The organism is Mesorhizobium sp. LjNodule214, assembly GCF_964252735.1.
Taxonomy (GTDB): Bacteria; Pseudomonadota; Alphaproteobacteria; order Rhizobiales; family Rhizobiaceae; genus Mesorhizobium.
In genome coordinates, this window is record NZ_CAXUPE020000001.1 from 901709 (window position 1) to 917599 (window position 15891).

The 15891-nt window shown below is 60.7% G+C and carries 11 protein-coding genes and 3 pseudogenes; 7 read left to right on the forward strand and 7 right to left on the reverse strand.

Features of this window, described 5'->3' with window-relative positions; all coding sequences use genetic code 11:
* Positions 1-25 precede the first annotated feature (25 nt).
* Positions 26-292, reverse strand: coding sequence for a helix-turn-helix domain-containing protein (locus tag ACSQ3Z_RS04440; protein WP_436170150.1), 267 nt, complete (start codon positions 290-292; stop codon positions 26-28).
* Between the two features lie 446 nt (positions 293-738).
* Here ACSQ3Z_RS04440 and ACSQ3Z_RS04445 point away from each other — a divergent pair, with 446 nt between their 5' ends.
* Entirely contained in the window at positions 739-1185 is a 447-nt protein-coding gene (locus ACSQ3Z_RS04445; RefSeq protein WP_436170151.1) for a hypothetical protein, read from the forward strand.
* A gap of 112 nt (positions 1186-1297) precedes the next feature.
* Here the strand turns inward: ACSQ3Z_RS04445 and ACSQ3Z_RS04450 are convergent, their stop codons facing one another.
* The 3 genes from ACSQ3Z_RS04450 to ACSQ3Z_RS04460 form a co-directional block, all read right to left on the reverse strand.
* Positions 1298-1933: a recombinase family protein gene (locus ACSQ3Z_RS04450; protein WP_436170152.1), complete on the reverse strand. Its 636-nt coding sequence runs from the start codon at positions 1931-1933 to the stop codon at positions 1298-1300.
* A gap of 829 nt (positions 1934-2762) precedes the next feature.
* Positions 2763-2996, reverse strand: coding sequence for a GcrA family cell cycle regulator (locus ACSQ3Z_RS04455; RefSeq protein ID WP_436170153.1), 234 nt, complete (start codon positions 2994-2996; stop codon positions 2763-2765).
* A gap of 551 nt (positions 2997-3547) precedes the next feature.
* Entirely contained in the window at positions 3548-5287 is a 1740-nt protein-coding gene (locus ACSQ3Z_RS04460) for an adenylate/guanylate cyclase domain-containing protein (protein WP_436170154.1), read from the reverse strand.
* 256 nt (positions 5288-5543) lie between these two features.
* Between ACSQ3Z_RS04460 and ACSQ3Z_RS04465 the strand changes: the two genes are divergently transcribed.
* The 4 genes and pseudogenes from ACSQ3Z_RS04465 (at position 5544) to ACSQ3Z_RS04480 (ending at position 11917) form a co-directional block, all read left to right on the forward strand.
* Positions 5544-6107 carry a tetratricopeptide repeat protein gene (locus tag ACSQ3Z_RS04465; RefSeq protein ID WP_436170155.1) on the forward strand — a complete coding sequence of 188 codons (564 nt, stop codon included), beginning with the start codon at positions 5544-5546 and terminating at the stop codon, positions 6105-6107.
* A 721-nt stretch (positions 6108-6828) separates the two neighbouring features.
* Positions 6829-10281, forward strand: a pseudogene (locus ACSQ3Z_RS04470) (GAF domain-containing protein); the annotation flags it as partial.
* Complete coding sequence (locus ACSQ3Z_RS04475; protein WP_436170156.1) at positions 10278-10670, forward strand: response regulator; 393 nt, start codon at positions 10278-10280, stop codon at positions 10668-10670. The pseudogene ACSQ3Z_RS04470 and the gene ACSQ3Z_RS04475, both read left to right, overlap by 4 nt.
* Entirely contained in the window at positions 10658-11917 is a 1260-nt protein-coding gene (locus tag ACSQ3Z_RS04480) for an adenylate/guanylate cyclase domain-containing protein (RefSeq protein WP_436170157.1), read from the forward strand. Before ACSQ3Z_RS04475 ends, ACSQ3Z_RS04480 begins: the two co-directional genes overlap by 13 nt.
* A gap of 256 nt (positions 11918-12173) precedes the next feature.
* Here ACSQ3Z_RS04480 and ACSQ3Z_RS04485 read toward each other — a convergent pair.
* A pseudogene (locus tag ACSQ3Z_RS04485) lies at positions 12174-12826 on the reverse strand (aminopeptidase); the annotation flags it as partial.
* 33 nt (positions 12827-12859) lie between these two features.
* Between ACSQ3Z_RS04485 and ACSQ3Z_RS04490 the strand changes: the two are divergent.
* Positions 12860-13054 (forward strand): annotated as a pseudogene (locus ACSQ3Z_RS04490) (LysR family transcriptional regulator); the annotation flags it as partial.
* A gap of 323 nt (positions 13055-13377) precedes the next feature.
* Here ACSQ3Z_RS04490 and ACSQ3Z_RS04495 read toward each other — a convergent pair.
* The gene (locus ACSQ3Z_RS04495; protein WP_436171831.1) at positions 13378-13665 is read right to left on the reverse strand and encodes a helix-turn-helix domain-containing protein; all 288 of its coding nucleotides are present in this window, start codon (positions 13663-13665) and stop codon (positions 13378-13380) included.
* Here ACSQ3Z_RS04495 and ACSQ3Z_RS04500 point away from each other — a divergent pair.
* Positions 13552-14100 (forward strand): hypothetical protein, encoded by a 549-nt coding sequence (locus tag ACSQ3Z_RS04500; RefSeq protein ID WP_436171920.1) that lies wholly within the window; start codon positions 13552-13554, stop codon positions 14098-14100. The genes ACSQ3Z_RS04495 and ACSQ3Z_RS04500 overlap by 114 nt on opposite strands.
* 407 nt (positions 14101-14507) lie before the next feature.
* On the opposite strand, the gene ACSQ3Z_RS04505 is transcribed toward ACSQ3Z_RS04500, so the two are convergent.
* Entirely contained in the window at positions 14508-15776 is a 1269-nt protein-coding gene (locus ACSQ3Z_RS04505; protein ID WP_436170158.1) for an adenylate/guanylate cyclase domain-containing protein, read from the reverse strand.
* Positions 15777-15891 lie beyond the last annotated feature (115 nt).

Consider the following 15891-nt stretch of genomic DNA (forward strand, 5'->3'; position numbering starts at 1 on the left):
GATCGGTAACATTACGCGGTGGTGTTCACCGCTTTGTCCGGTCGACCGCTTGGATCTGGCGCATGACCTCGTGCGGGTCGAACCCAATCACCTTGGCTAGATCGAGGAATTCAACGAGATCCAGGCGACGATCGCCGTTTTCTATGTTGGCAATGAAAGGTTGATGGCGATCGAGAGCTTTGGCGACGGCTGCCTGCGTCAATCCTGCCAGCTTTCGCTTCTCGGTCAGCAGTTCAGCAAGTCGCCGATGGCGGTCCGAATGCAGGGTTTTGGCCATCCGCTCGTCGAGCAATTTCCACTTCGACGTTGCGGTAATCCGAATTTCGTATTATCCAAAAATTGGATTTTTGCTGAGACTTTGGGGTCCCCGGACCTGTAAATCTCGGCGGGGACAACGGCCGCCTAGGTCAAGCAGCCAATCCGCACTGGTGGGCGTCGACCATGAAAGCTGATGAGCGCAGAACGTTTTGGCTAAACTATTGGGCCTGCTTCGGGAAGTCGATGGCAGTCTGGTTGGCGATCGCCTGCATCTCGCCTCTGATCGCCGACACATCGTCCATGTCGGCTTTCTCCGTCGTAAGCAGCTTATTGGTGTGGGCGGCAATGGCTGCGGTGTGGTCGATTGACCCGGCTGAGAATGCCGTACGACTTTCTCGTATCGGCTAAAAAGCGATCATGCGAGTTCGATGGGGACAAGCCAGCAGACCCAATTCAGGCCATTTTGAACCGATGCCCCGTATGACTCCACAGCAAAGGATTGCACTGGCTCGAAAGCTCGAGAGCCGCGCTGAAACGGCTGAAGGACTGAGCTCAGAGAAAAGAATAGAGCTTCGCCGCGCAGCGAAGAACGTGCTCGCGTTGAACGCTTTGGAGGAGCGCAGGAACCAGTCGAAGTCCTCGGCCGAAGGACTCGCACGCATATTCGATCAAACTGCAGAGCAACGCTGGTCGGAGGACCTGCGCGAGGAGCTCGGGTATCGTCATATGATATACATGGCCGACGTGTTCGAGGGATGGGCATTCGACAGCCGCATGACGCCTGAATGGACAGCCAAGCTTGCGGGATGGGCAGGGTCAATGCGCCGGCTGGCCGAGGAAGTCGGCCCAGAATGGGATCCACCAAGGCCGACGTGGCGTCCCTCGATCGTTGGATTTCTCGGCCGGAAGCTTCTTGACGAAGGTTGAGAAGCTTGACCGTTCCGGATCGTCGGCGATATCTGAAGTATCGTTCGGACTCAATAAGCTCTGCCCTTGGCGTGGGTAAGGATGGGCTGAGTGACTTTGCCACCGACCACGCCTAGAGCGCCCACATTGCCAGTGCCTTCTCCGCTCCAATCCGGTCGTCCCTGATTCTGAGGACCGCCTGCCGCGTCAAGCCCGTGACCTTGGCTATGGCTGATGCACCAGCCCCTGTGCCCAGCATTGTAACCACCGTGTCGAATGCCTCACGGTCGTAGCTCGGCTTCCTGCCACGGTACGACCTGGGGTCGGACTTGGCGTCCTCAATGCCTGCCTTCTGGGCTTCCTTGGCCGCGACCGCCTGTGCTTCCGCCGTTGCTGCCATGAAGGCTATCAGCGCGTCCCTAACGGCCTGCTGGATGGGGTCTTTGGTCGCTCCGTCGAACACCATGGCATTGATGACGGTCTTGATCACCACACCGTCACGCATGAAAAGCCGGATGCTATCCGACACGTCCCGATAGTCGCGGCCCAGCCGGTCGACCCAGCGCACCACCAGCGTGTCACCAGGGCGGAGGATGTCGAACAGCCGCTTTCCTTGAGGTCGCTCCGCCAGCTTGGTCGAGATGCCGGACACACCGTGGTCGGCAATCTCTTGATCAATCTTGAAACCTGCTAGTTCGGCCTGCCTGCGTTGATGCTCAAGTGTCTGGTCGGCAGTTGAGACGCGGGCATAAAAGACTGTCTTGGTCACAGGGCGACTCCTATCCGAAAGGGCTGTGTCCGTTGACTAACTTGTCCGTTGATCCAAGTCAACCCTAACGGACACTCTTTAGGAACCCATTTCACTTGGCCGCTAGGCTATACCCCAGCGTACATCATTCCTGCCGTTCTTGCTCCACGATTTCGGGGTGATGGCGGGCAGGAACACGCCGGTGATGGTCGGCACTCGCCCCCGGCCTTGTCGGCGGCGGGGGTAGGGTGGCTTTTTGGGGCCCCTGCAAGACATGCGTTTTACGTGCTGGGCAGACTTCCGTCAGGGTTGGCGTCGCGATGGAAACAAGCTCGAAACAGACCTGGCGAGCCGGTGGCGATGGTCGGTTACGAGATCGAGCTATGCCTATACCATCGGAGCTTCGGCCTCACATCAAAAGGCGGCTGAGGCGTAAGTCGCTGCCGTCCTAAGTTCATATGAGAGGATCAATTATGCGATCCGCAACGGTTCTGTCATCGTTGCTCGCGCCGGCTCTGTGGGCGGCTCATCTTTTGCTCGTCGTCTGGGGTCTTCATACCGCGGCGCGGTCCGATCCGGTGTTTTGTTCTAGCGCTTCATCGATCCGAACGACACCGAACCAGCCAACCGAGACCACCACGGCATGTCCGTTCGTGCTGGCGGGATCATCGAGCAATGGTTCGGGGTGATCGGACTTTGGCTTTGCGAACTCATAGCGCCGAGCACCGCCAGCGCACTGAGGGGCTGCCCCGAAACGACGACGATGCAAACGGCCGAAATCGATTGTCAGCGTCGGAGCTCATCGCGCCGAGCCCTGGAGACCGGGCAGGGGAGCCGTCGCCCAAGCAACCTACGCGGCGCGTCGTTGAGCGAAGTGGAGACCCGAGCGGGCTCGACGGGGATCGACGGCGGTGACGATGCTGTGGTGGTGATCGCAGTAGACGCGATCCGGCGAAGTTGGCCCAGCACAAAAACGGTAACCGCCGGGTACTGACGGGTCTTCGCTCACCGGGAAGCGGCACTGATAGAGGCCCAGCTGAATGAGGGGGACGTCTCGCGAAGTTAGTCTGATATTTTCAGGCATGATGATTTCAGGTTCCTAGTTCATAGCCATTGCCGGCTGACGGCCGCAGGCGACCGCGTCGGGGCGAGCTTCTCTCGTTTTTGGAGGGCTATGGGTCACCATATGGTGTCGGTCGCAGCGTCAATGAAGTCTGAGGCTTTGCTTTCTGAAGCCAATTGTTTGCGACCTAAGGCCACACCTCCGCGGGTAAGAACGCACAGGCAAGTGCCATTGTAGGCTGTCTCGGGCGCCGGCCCCGACGAAGTTGTCGGTGGCGGGGGTGGGGTTGGCTTGTGGGGCGCCTATCAGCCCCGCCCGGCCCCTCGTTCAGGTTCAGGGCACTCGTAGCCGCCTCTCTCACCCCAAAACCAAAGCTCCGAAAGACGGAGTTCGACCCCAACGGTGACCTTCAATGTCCGTATTGCGAATGGCAGCAATGCGCCGCATGGCAGTCGTTCCTACGGTCCCGTGTATTCACCAAAAGTGGACATCGCTAATGCCACAGCTCCGCGCGAACAAAGGAGTCGCTTCCCCGAGCATGCACTTGCGGGTCCCGGCCTAGCCTGTAAAAGCTACGACCGCGCGTGTTCCGGTAGACCCGCCTTGCGAAGGCCATCGAGCAAAGGTTCGATCGCTCCAGGATCGGCGTGGGGAAGCAGCATGATTAGCTCATGCAAAGACACGTCTGGTTTGATTTCGAGTGCAGCAGCCAGCGCATGCTCCATGAGCGAAGCGTGCTCGAGATGAGCGTGGGCTGACGCCAGCATGAGCCAAACCAAATGGTGCTTTTTCGGCAAGTGATCCAACGCCTCTACTGCTTCATCGTATCGGCGCAAGTCGAACAAGATTCCACCACGTATTAGCCAGAACCAAAGTGGTGAAAAGACGCTTCTTCCCAGCGCTTCGTCGATAGCCACCAAGGCCTCCGCCTGGCGGCCGGAAAATCGTAGCCAGTGTGCGCGGTCGGCGCGAATTTGGGCATCAACGGGGTTTAGTGCGATAGCGCGATCGAAATGCATGCCAGCCCGCTCATACTGGCGCGACCAAAGCGCTATAATACCGTTGGCATGGTGAACGGTGGGGTCGCTGCTGTCCAGTTCCAAGGCTCGTTGTCCCGCGATCGAAGCGTCTCGCAACGTCCCCGGGTTGGCGTCGAACCAATATTGCCCGAGATGAGCGATAGCCAACCAGGCGTGAGCCTGGACAAACGAAGGATCGATCGCTACCGCTCTGGAAAAGAGCGGAATGGCCTCCCTTTCATGATTGGCGTCACAGAGTTCTCGGCCTTGCAGAAAAAAATCATAGGCCGTCCAGCTTGATGTTGGACGCTTCCGAACCTGAACCGCTGCTGCCGCAACCATTCTCCCCTCAAGCGTCGATGCTACCGCTGCAACGACCTCGTCCTGCACGACAAAGATATCGAGGGATTCGGTGTCGTATCGCTCGGCCCAGATATGGTTGCCGGACTTGGCGTCAATCAACTGCGCCGTGATGCGAATGCGATCACCCGCCCTGCGCACGCTGCCTTCAACGACATAGTTTGCGCCTATATTCCGCGCCGCTTGGACAGAATTTGCCGCTTTGCTCGCAAGCTGGAACGACACGTGACGCGCCGCGACAGTCAGGTTCTTGAAGCGCGACAGTTCGGTTATGATGTCTTCGGTAATGCCATCCGAAAGATATTGCTGACCGGCGTCGCCGCTCATGTTGTCAAATGGCAGCACGACGATGGACGGTTTTGTGGCGGCGGAACTGTCTGTGACGTAGACACCCATCCGTTCGACTTTCGTGCCAACGCGGTAGGCCCGCACCGGTCTCGCCATATTCTTGAGCTCAACCTCGCCGAGATCCTCGAAAGGGGCGTCGACCTTGTCTCTCGTCTCCTCGTATACCTTCGCCGAAATGCAGATCCCTCCTGGTTCCGCCAAGGCTTCGAGACGGGCCGCAACGTTGACGCCTTCGCCGTAGAGGTCAGAGCCTTCGCCAATCACGTCGCCGAGATTGATACCGATGCGGAGAACAATGTGACGCTCCTGCGCCACGGTGTTGTTGGCTTGCGACATTCTTGTCTGGAGTTCCAGCGCAGCTTCGACCGCATGCACTGCGCTGGAGAACTCCATCAGTACTCCATCGCCCATAAGCTTGACGATACGCCCGCCATGCCCGCGGATGAGAGGCTGTAGTATGTCGCTGCGGCGGTGCTTCAACGCCGCCAGGGTGCCGACCTCGTCAACTTCCATCAATCGGCTGTAACCGACAACATCGGCTACCGCTATCGCGGCAAGGCGGCGCCGGACGCGTTCATCAGCCATATTACGTTCGCCTCGGAAGCCGGTCTCGGTGTAGATTACGTACGTCTTATCGCCGAGTCCACAATGACGGATGCTCGGAACGGTAAGCTCGCGAGTCCCCGTAGCCCGCACAAATTTCCCTCCTAAAAAGGCCGCATTGTAAGATCGTGTTATGTTTTGAATGACTAGGTCCGAGCCGCCCGTTCCGAACAGGGAGCTTTGCGCGGCAACGCTGGCCGCGCGAGTCCAACTCGGCATCTCTTTGGCCGCAGACGAGATGGAGCCTGCAATCGCCATGGCGGAGCAGGCAATTCACTTGGCGCCGGAAGACCCCTGGTCCCATTTTGCAGCTGGCTACGCACACATGGTTGCTCGCCATTCTACCGAGGCGTTAGAGGCGCTCAACGAGGCCATTGCGATCAATCCAAGCTTTGCCCTCGCTCATTTGATTCTCGGCTCGACTTACGGTTACGCGGGGTCGGGCGAAGAGGGACTTCATCACCTGGCACTCGCTGAACAAATGAGCCCGCGGGACTCTAGCCAGTCCGCGATCTTCGCAACCGCGGCTACTTGCCACTTCGTCCTTGGTCGTTACGCGGAGGCGATCGCACTGGGCCGACGAGCAGTGCAATTGCGGCCTCACTTCGGCACTGCGTGGCGAACACTCTCGGCATCATCAGGCATGGGGGGCGAAATCGAAACCGGCCGGCAAGCTTTGGCTCACGCGAAAAATCTCCATCCAACTCTCACGCTGGACTGGATATCGCGCTTCCACCCAATCGTGCGCAAGACCGACCTCGATCGCTATCTCGCTGGGCTCCGAGCGGTAGGCTTGGACTAACAACACCGCGTTAGCTCGCCCAGCTCGTCAAGGTACTCCGCAGTCAAGCGTTGAACGTCCTCTATCGTTCTTCACTGACCACAAGCGGACCGACTGCTTCCGGCCAGAACGCGACGTCAGAGCATCTGCTCGGCAATGACCACTCCTAGCGCGTTCTGACATTCAGTCAGCCAACGAGACAATGACGACGGGCAGCTTCGCGCCTGATGGCAGCCATTCCTAAGGTCTCGTCGCTTCACCAAAAGCGGACGGCGCCAACGCATATGCCACGGGCAGCGTTGCGCCAAGAATGGACTTGGGCGAGCCGCCGAGACTGGGGCAGATTTCCGATCCGAACATAGCCGCTAGATTGAGCGAAGGTTGCAATCAAGCGCGCAGATCTAGCACGGAACGCCATGGAAGGGTTCGGACTATTGGTGAACCGCTTCATTGGTGAAAGAAGCGTCGAGAGTTTGGCCACCGATTTTCCCCTCTGCAATTGTGAGACGGAGGGATTGATTGCGGGTGGCCTAGATTTTTCGGTTCTATTCTGCCTATGGTTTTTGACTCGACCTTGTGGGCAGCGTTGTGGACCGAAGGCCAGGATCTGCACATGCGGGAATCATACAGCGCACTCCAAGCTAGGATTGAGGTCCTCGCCAAGGAACTGAGTGAAGGGCGCGAGCAGCAGGCGGCGGCTGGCGCTATCCTTGGAGTGATTGCCGCATCGCCGACGGACATTCAACCCGTGCTGAACGCCGTCGCTGAAAGCGCTGCGCGACTCTGCAATGCGTTTGACGCGACGATCTACCTGCTGCGCGGCGAGAGGCTAGCCGTCGGGGCGCATCACGGGCCGATCCCGGTTAGCGCAGGTGGCCTACCGGTCGTGCGCGACATTGTCACCGGCCGCGCCGTGCTGGATCGAGCGCCCGTCCATGTTCACGATCTGCTCGCGTCCGGAGGCGAGTTTGCCACCGGACGAAAAATGGCTGAGATGCTCGGCTTCCACACGGTTCTTGCCACTCCATTGTTGCGAGAAGGCGAAGCGATCGGGGCCCTCATGATCCGTCATAAGGAGGTCCGACCGTTCAGCGCGAAGCAGATAGAACTCCTCAAGACGTTTGCCGATCAGGCCGTCATCGCCATCCAGAACGTGCGGCTGTTCGAAGAGGTACAAGCGCGTACGCGCGACCTCGGCGAAGCGCTGCAGCAGCAGACGGCGACCGCAGATGTGCTCAAAGTGATCAGCGCATCCGCCTTCGACCTGCAGACTGTTCTGGACACGCTCGTGGAATCGGCAGTCCGGCTGTGTCGCGCGGACAAGGGTTGCCTCGAACGAGTTATCGATGGCAGGTTCGAATACGCCGCCATCACCGGATTTCCCCCGGGCTTCGGGGAGTATGGCGAAGCGCACCAGACGGAACCCGGCCGCGGATCGGCAGTTGGGCGCGCCGCCGAGGAACGGCGCGTCATGCAGATCGAAGATGTCACGGTGGACCCCGAATATACACATTCGGCGATTGCCGCGGTCGGCGGCATGCGCACCGTCCTGGCAGTGCCGCTGCTGCGCGAAGGCGAACTCCTTGGCACCTTTGCCATGATCCGCACCGAGGTGCAGCCCTTTAGCGAGAGGGAAATCGAACTGGTCAAAACCTTCGCCGACCAAGCGGTGATCGCGATCGAGAATGTGCGCCTGTTCGACGAGGTGCAAGCGCGCACGTCAGAACTCGGCGAGGCGCTGCAGCAACAGACGGCGACCGCGGACGTGTTGAAGGTAATCAGCGCTTCGGCCTTCGATCTCGACACCGTGCTGACGGCGCTGACGACGTCGGCGGCGTCGCTCTGCAACGCCGGCACTTCCGGAATCTTCATGTTGAAGGACGGCGCCTATCACATCAGCGCAGCGATCGGCATTTTGCCGGAACACCTTGCCTATGAACGTGCCAATCCTCAGACTCCCAGACGCGGCAGTTGGGTAGGCCGTGCCGCGATCGAGAAAGCGGTGGTGCACGTACCCGACGTCAGCACGGACGCCGAGGCCGAATATCTTGAAATCGCGAAGATCGGCGGTTTTTCAGCCGTCCTCTGCGTGCCCTTGCTGCGCGAGGGAGCCGTGATCGGCGTCTTCGGACTGACGCGGTCCGAACCAGGCCCGTTCAGCGAGCGGCAGATCGAGCTGGTACAGACATTCGCCGACCAGGCGGTAATCGCGATCGAGAATGTCCGCCTGTTCGACGAGGTGCAGGCGCGGACACGCGAAGTGACTGAAGCGCTGGAGCAACAGACGGCGACCGGCGCGATACTGCAAGTGATCGCCGGGTCTCCTACGGACATTCAGCCAGTGCTGGACGCCGTCGCCGAAAGTGCCGCGCGGCTCTGCGACGCCTATGACGCAACGATCTATCTGCTGCGCTCCGACAGGCTAGCGGTGGGAGCGCATCACGGACCGATTCCGATCGACGACGCTGGCTTGCCGTTGGCGCGGGACGTCGTCACCGGCCGCGCCGTATTGGATCGAGTGCCGGTCCACGTTCATGACTTGACGGTCGCCGGAGAAGAGTTTGCAACTGGCCGAATGATGGCCCATCGGCTTGGCTTTCGAGCGATTCTTGCCACTCCGCTATTGCAGGAAGAAAAAGCGATCGGAGCGCTTATGATCCGGCGCAATGAGGCTCGGGCCTTTAGCGCCAATCAGATCGACCTCCTCAAGACCTTCGCCGACCAAGCAGTGATTGCCATCCAGAATGTGCGGCTGTTCGACGAGGTGCAGGCGCGCACCGCCGATGTCAGCGAGGCGCTGAGGCAGCAGACGGCGACTGCAGATGTGCTGAAGGTGATCAGCCGCGCGGCTTTCGACCTGCCGACCGTGTTGAACGCGCTTGTCGAGTCCGCCGCCAAGCTGTGCGGCGCAAGTTACGGTGGGATCTTCCTTCGTTACGGCGACATGCTGCGTGGCCGCGCCACTATCTCCGAGAGAAAGACCGATTGGACGATGGATCATCCGATCAAAGTCGACCGCCGGTGGCTTTCGGGACGCGTAGCCCTCTCGGGTAGTATCGAGTACATACCCGACGTGGAGGAGGATCCGGATTTCAATCTGCAGGAATTCCGGGCAATCACCGACACAAGGGCGCTGATGGGTGTTCCGATGCTCAGGGAAGGCAAGGTCGAGGGCGTGTTCTTCCTCGGGAAGATGGAACCGAATTCATTCACTTCGCGCCAAGGCGAACTTGTGCAGACGTTCGCCGACCAAGCCGTGATCGCGATCGAGAACGTCAGGCTGTTCGATCAGGTGCAGGCACGCACGCAGGAACTGGCGGCATCCCTCCAGGATCTGCAGGCCGCACAGGGACGGCTGCTGCAGACGGAAAAGCTTGCCTCGCTCGGCCAACTCACCGCAGGCATCGCCCACGAGATCAAGAACCCGCTCAACTTCGTCAGCAACTTCTCGCTGCTGTCGAACGAGCTGGTCGACGACATCCGCACGGTGCTGGAAGGGGCGGGAATCGACGGCGGCACAAGAGCCGAGGTCGAGGAGCTTGGCGATACGCTGAAGGCCAATCTCGACAAGGTGGTGCAGCACGCCAAGCGCGCCGATTCCATCGTCCGCAACATGCTCATGCATTCGCGAGAGGGCTCCGGAGAGCATCGCGTCGTCGACATCAACTCGCTGGTCGACGAAAGCCTCGGTCTTGCCTATCACGGCGCGCGCGCGGAAAAGAAGGATTTCAACGTCACGCTGGAAAAGAACTACGATCCGCGGGCCGGCTCGGTCGATCTCTACCCGCAGGAGATCACCCGCGTGCTGCTCAACCTGATCGCGAACGGCTTCTACGCAACCGCAAAGCGCGGCGCCGAAGGCAATGGCGCAGCTTACGAGCCGATGCTTTCCACCTCGACGAAGAACCTCGGTGACGCGGTGGAAATCCGCATCCGGGACAATGGCACGGGCATCCCGCCGGAAGTGAAGGAGAAGATGTTCAATCCTTTCTTCACCACCAAACCTGCCGGCGAAGGCACTGGGCTTGGCCTGTCGCTCAGCCACGATATCATCGTCAAGCAGCATTCCGGCACGATCGAGGTCGAGACGGTGCCGGGATCGTTCACCGAGTTCCGTATCGTCCTGCCGCGCAGCGGCGTGGCGACGGCGAAGCTTGAGCTTGAGCCGGAGGCGGAGGCGGAGGAGCGAGCATGAGCGTGCTGATCCTCGTGGTCGACGACGAACCCGACATCGAGCCGCTGTTCAGGCAGCAGTTCCGGCGCGATTTGCGCGCCGGTCGCTTCGTCATGGAGTTCGCGCTGTCTGGGGAAGCGGCGCTGCAGCTGATCGAACGGGCCGAGGTGGCCTCGCTGATCCTGATCCTGTCTGACATCAACATGCCCCCCGGCATGAGCGGGCTGGAGCTGCTGCCCAGGGCTAAGGCCGCGCGGCCGGATGTGCCGGTCATCATGATCACCGCCTACGGCGACGCCGAGACGAAACGCAAGGCGCTCGAAAACGGCGCCGAGGCGCTGCTCGACAAGCCGATCGACTTTTTGGTGCTGCGCGGCGTGATCGAGGCCAAGCTCGGATGGGCGGCGTGACGTCGCGCATCCTGGTCGTCGACGACGAGCCGGACCTCGAGTCGCTGGTGCTGCAGAAATTCCGCCGACAGATCCGCGACGGGCAGGTGAGCTTCCTGTTCGCGCGCGACGGTATCGAGGCGCTCGGTCTCGTCGGACAGAACCCGGACCTCGACATGGTGGTGACCGACATCAACATGCCGCGCATGGATGGGCTGTCGCTACTGCAGAAGCTGCAGGAAGCGGAGGGAGAGCTTTCGACCATCATCGTCTCGGCCTATGGCGACATGGCTAACATCCGCACGGCGATGAACCGCGGTGCCTTCGACTTCCTGACCAAGCCGATCGATTTCGCCGACCTCGAGGCGACGATCGCCAAGACGCTGCGACATCTCGAAGTGCTGCGTGAGGCCCGGCGGCGCCAGTTCTCTGCCGAGCGCGCGCATGCGTCCCTGTCGCGCTACTTCTCGCCCAACCTCGCCGAGCGTCTGGCAAGCGACCAGCAAGGGATCGACCTGGCGGGATGCCGGCGCGAGGTCGCGTCGGTGTTCACCGACATCGCCGGCTTCACCTCGCTTGCGGAGGCGATCGAGCCGGCGGCTCTAGGCGCCCTGCTCAACGAATACGTCGCCGGCATGACTGACATCGTGTTCGCGCATGAAGGTACGGTGACGAAGATTATCGGCGATGCTCTGCATGTGCTGTTCGGCGCGCCGGGCGAGCAGGCGGACCACGCGGCGCGGGCGGTCGCCTGCGCGCTCGACCTCGACGCCTTCGCCGAGGACTGCCGCAAGCGATGGAGCGACAATGGGGCCGCTCTGGGAGCGACCCGCATCGGCGTCCATGCCGGGCCGGCGATCGTCGGCAATTTTGGTAGCACGCGCTTCTTCGACTACACAGCCTATGGCGACACAATCAACATCGCAGCGCGGCTGGAAGCCGCCAACAAGCAACTAGGCACGCGTATCTGCGTGAGCGAGCGCGTCGCGAGGCAAGTTGGGAATTTCCGGGGGCGGCCAGTGGGCGACCTCGTGTTGAGAGGACGAACGGAGTCGCTGCGCGCTTTCGAACCACTGCGGCCTGAGCAATGCGACGACCTCGCGACGAAGGATTACCTCGCGGCATTTGCCAAGTTGGAAGCCGGCGATCCCGGTGCGATAGCCGCGTTTGCTGCTGAAGTAGGCAGGCGTCCGGAGGACCAGCTTGCGAGCTTCCACCTGAAGCGATTGCTGAACGGGGCGACAGGTGCGCGGATCGACATGGACTGATCTAACGCAACGTTCAAATGTCCGCTTCCTTCGCTGCCTATTTCTTCCTTCCGCGGTTCCACGCAGCACGGTCCCTTCGCGGAGCGACGGTCGATCGCTCGGAATCCAAAGTCGCCAATGGGTCAAGTCACGACATTGGAGCTTGGAGGTTGAAGGTCCGCTATCGTCATTCCCTGTACCACAAGCGGACCTACTGCTGTCGGCCCCAATCTGACACCGGAGCATTCCAGAGACAGGGCTCCCCTGCTTGTTGAAGTCAATCACACGTAGCGACAGCCTTGAGCGCTTCGGCACGGGAGGGTTTGTTCAAATCCGCGATCCGTCGAACAGCAGCGTAGAACCTGGGATAATCGCCGGAGCACAAGTCGAACAAGCGAAGAAACGCCGGACCTGTTCGCCGTAGACAGCAGTCGCGGCGAGCTTTGCGTTGTTGATCGGGGCATCGAACCAGGCGTCGTATCCCCGGTATCCGGCCCAGCGCTTGACGCGCATTTGCCGGTAGCGCATTCGCAGCTTGTCGATCGTAGCTGCTTTGGCAGCCGCCAACTGCTCCGAGGTACGGGAGCTTTCATAGACCTGCCCTAACTCGTCCCGAGTTTCCGACACCAGTCCGAGAAAATCGGCGCTGCGCTTGCGATCGGCTTCGTAGCGGCGCAATCCGGCGTAATCGCCAGCTGCGCGGAGCCATTTCCTTACACCGGTGGTTTCGACAGCAACTGCGAAAGCCTCATTGAATGCTGAGTCGTCATCGACATAGATGCGCTGATGCGCCAGCTCATGAAAAATGAGGCTTGCGAGATACGTGTCATCCTGACGGAGCATGGTGCTTAGTAGCGGGTCACTGGACCAGCCCAGCGTGGAATATGCGGTGACGCCTGTGACATATACGTCGAGCCCCTGTCTATGATGCGCAAATGCGGTCGATGAGCGAGCTTGATGACCATGGGCATCCCGGTGGGTTTTGACCTCGATCTGCTCCGTAGCTTCGTCGCCATCGCGGAGGAACGAAGCTTTACCCGTGCAGCTGCCCGCGTCGGACGGACGCAGTCGGCAGTCTCCCTTCAGATGCAGCGGCTCGAAGGGGTTCTCGGTCAGACTGTGATCGTCCGAGGCAAGGGTGGCAGCGTCGAGCTGAACCCGGAGGGGCAGTATCTGCTCGGGCGAGCACGCGAGCTCCTCGCGCTCAATGACGACATCATGCAGTCGCTGCACGCCGCTCCGGTCCACGGCACCATCCGACTTGGCATTCCCGCGGAACTGTCGGCGCGCTTCCTGCCACGAATACTCGATCGCTTCTCGCATGCCGCGCCGGCGGTCGAGGTCGAGGTCGAAGTCTCGGACTTGCGCAAGGGCAGGTTGCTGGCGCCCGGGCGCCGAGGGGAGTTGACCTGGAATGTCGGCGGCCGTCCTTCCAGTTCGATCGGAATTTTCACGGAGGAAGGCAGCTTGGAGTTGACCTATCACCGTCGAGGACCGGCCCAGGAGTGGCTGCACGTGCACGAGGTCATCGCGCTTGATTCCACGGAACAACATTTCGGCGGCGAGCGCCATTGGTTCATCACCTTGGCTAGGTCGAGGAATTCAACGAGATCCAGGCGACGATCGCCGTTTTCTATGTTGGCAATGAAAGGCTGATGGCGATCGAGAGCTTTGGCGACAGCTGCCTGCGTCAATCCCGCCTGCTTTCGCTTCTCGGTCAGCAGCTCAGCAAGTCGCCGATGGCGGTCCGAATGCAGGGTTTTGGCCATCCGCTCGTCGAGCAAATTTCGCTTCGACGTTGCGGTAATCCGAATTTCGTATTATCCAAAAATTGGATTTTCTTCTTTTGCATGAATTGGATCGGGGACGGTAAATCCGGGCAAAGGCAAAGCTTACTGCACTTAACCAACTCGCCTCGGCATATGGCAGAGTCGTTCGGCTTTGAGTTTGACACGTGGCTGGGGGCCGGGATTCTAGACGTGACGCGTCGGAAACCAACGTGCGTCAATTTCCGACCTTATACCGTCGCTGATATGGAAGCCGGCTTGGTGTCCGAGATCAGACGCTCGGCTGTCGCGGACTTTCTGGCCGCCGCGAAGCTATTCGGGCAACCCCAGTATGCGGGCGCCTTCTGCGAGCCTATCCGCCACTGCCCGTACCATGCCGACCTCGAACATCACGCGGAGCCGAAATCCGGGTTCTAACTCCAGCAATCGTTGCACAATCGGCAGTGCTTCCTCCTTGCGTCCGGCTAGTGCCAGCGACGCGGCATGAAAGAAAAAGAGCGTGCTGAAGCGAGGGTTCGCTTGCGTTGCATTGGCAGAATGCGATGCCGCCTCGTCGTAGCGCGTCTCCTGGACGGCCGCTGCTGCGAGCGCGCAATGGTGCCAGGAACGCGAAAGGGTCGAATGGACTCAGCCGTAGTGCGCGATTGGCGTGGGTGATTGCAGTGGCAGGGTTGCCGCTAATAGCGTGGATATACGCGCCGAAATAGAGCGCCGTGGCGCACGAGACGTTGAGCGACAAGGCCCGCTCGAGCGCGCTCAAAGCCGTTGTGTGGTCTTTGCTCAGTATGGTGATCGCAAACGCGGCTAGGGCCAACGCCGTCGCATCATCGGCACCGCTCGCGATCACAGCGCGCGTGCGCGATGCCGGCGGCTTTGTCGGCCTCGTCAAACCCGGCGCGCGCGAAGAAAATCTCATGGCACCAAGCGAGAAGAGCATGGGCGGTGGCATAGTTCGGGTCAAGCCTGAGCGCGTCCTCCAGAAGCCCCGCCGCGATCTTGGCGTCTGCAGGCATCACCGTTGCCATGTGCGGAACGGCGCGCAGATAGAGGTCATAGGCGTCGAGATTTTCGGGACGCTTTCGCCGCGAGCGTTCGATCTCCGACCGCTGCAGGCTCGGCTCGACGATGCCGACCACTTTGTCAGTGATCTGGTCCTGCAGATCAAAAACGTCCTCCAGCGCACCGTCGTAACGGTCGGCCCACAGATGCGCCCCGGTCTCGGCTTCGAGAAGCTGCGCGGTGATGCGCAGGCGGTTTCCAGCCTTGCGCACGCCCCCTTCCAGGACGTAGCGCACGCCAAGCTCGCGTCCCACCTGCCGAACGTCCACAGCCTTGCCCTTGTAGACGAAGCTCGAATTGCGCGCGATCACGAACAGCCATTTGATCCGCGACAGCCCGGTGATTATCTCTTCCACCATCCCGTCGGCGAAATATTCCTGCTCCGGATCGCCGCTCATGTTCTGGAACGCCAACACAGCGATCGAAGGCTTGTCAGGCAGCGCGAGCTGTGGCGAAGGTTTCTCAGGCACAGCGGGCTCCGCAGGTGCCGCGGGCTTGGCGTGAGCGGGAACGCCGACTTGTAGCGAATAGACTCGGACAGGATCGGCGATGTTCTTGAGGCGCACCGCGCCGCGATCGTCGATCGCGAGATCGAGCCTTGCTTTGACCTGCCAGTACGCTTGCTCAGAGAGGCAGATACTGCCGGGCTCGCATATGCCTTCGAGGCGCGCGGCGATATTGACGCCGTCGCCCATCAGATCGCCGTCGCTCTCCTCTACGACGTCGCCCAGATGGATACCGACGCGGAACTCGATGCGGCGCTCCGGTGGCAGGCCCGCGTTGCGCTCGACCATGCCATTCTGCACCTCGATGGCGCAGCGCACCGCGTCCACGACGCTGCGGAACTCGACGAGGCTCCCATCGCCGGTTCGCTTGACCACGCGACCATGGTGCACGGCGATGGTGGGATCGATCAAATCGCTGCGCAGCGCCCGCAGCCGCGCCAGGATGCGATCCTCGTCCGCGCCGGCGAGCCGACTGTAGCCGACCACGTCCGAGACTAGGATTGCTGCTATTTTCCGGGTCTCATTCATGCCGTCCTCTCTCTCCAGACCTAGCACGCCAGCCAGACCGGTGCCGTAGCGGATCTTGTTGGAATTCGGCGGAGCAGCCTCCGGTAGGTTGAGATTACCGGTTCATGCGGCGAGG

Coding starts and splice junctions, on each gene's coding strand:
- ACSQ3Z_RS04465 (WP_436170155.1), top strand. CDS start 5,544: ATGGAGCCTGCAATCGCCATGGCGGAGCAGGCAATTCACTTGGCGCCG.
- ACSQ3Z_RS04495 (WP_436171831.1), bottom strand. CDS start 13,665: ATGGCCAAAACCCTGCATTCGGACCGCCATCGGCGACTTGCTGAGCTG.
- ACSQ3Z_RS04500 (WP_436171920.1), top strand. CDS start 13,552: ATGGCGATCGAGAGCTTTGGCGACAGCTGCCTGCGTCAATCCCGCCTG.
- ACSQ3Z_RS04455 (WP_436170153.1), bottom strand. CDS start 2,996: ATGCCTGAAAATATCAGACTAACTTCGCGAGACGTCCCCCTCATTCAG.
- ACSQ3Z_RS04445 (WP_436170151.1), top strand. CDS start 739: ATGACTCCACAGCAAAGGATTGCACTGGCTCGAAAGCTCGAGAGCCGC.
- ACSQ3Z_RS04475 (WP_436170156.1), top strand. CDS start 10,278: ATGAGCGTGCTGATCCTCGTGGTCGACGACGAACCCGACATCGAGCCG.
- ACSQ3Z_RS04460 (WP_436170154.1), bottom strand. CDS start 5,287: ATGGCTGATGAACGCGTCCGGCGCCGCCTTGCCGCGATAGCGGTAGCC.
- ACSQ3Z_RS04480 (WP_436170157.1), top strand. CDS start 10,658: ATGGGCGGCGTGACGTCGCGCATCCTGGTCGTCGACGACGAGCCGGAC.
- ACSQ3Z_RS04505 (WP_436170158.1), bottom strand. CDS start 15,776: ATGAATGAGACCCGGAAAATAGCAGCAATCCTAGTCTCGGACGTGGTC.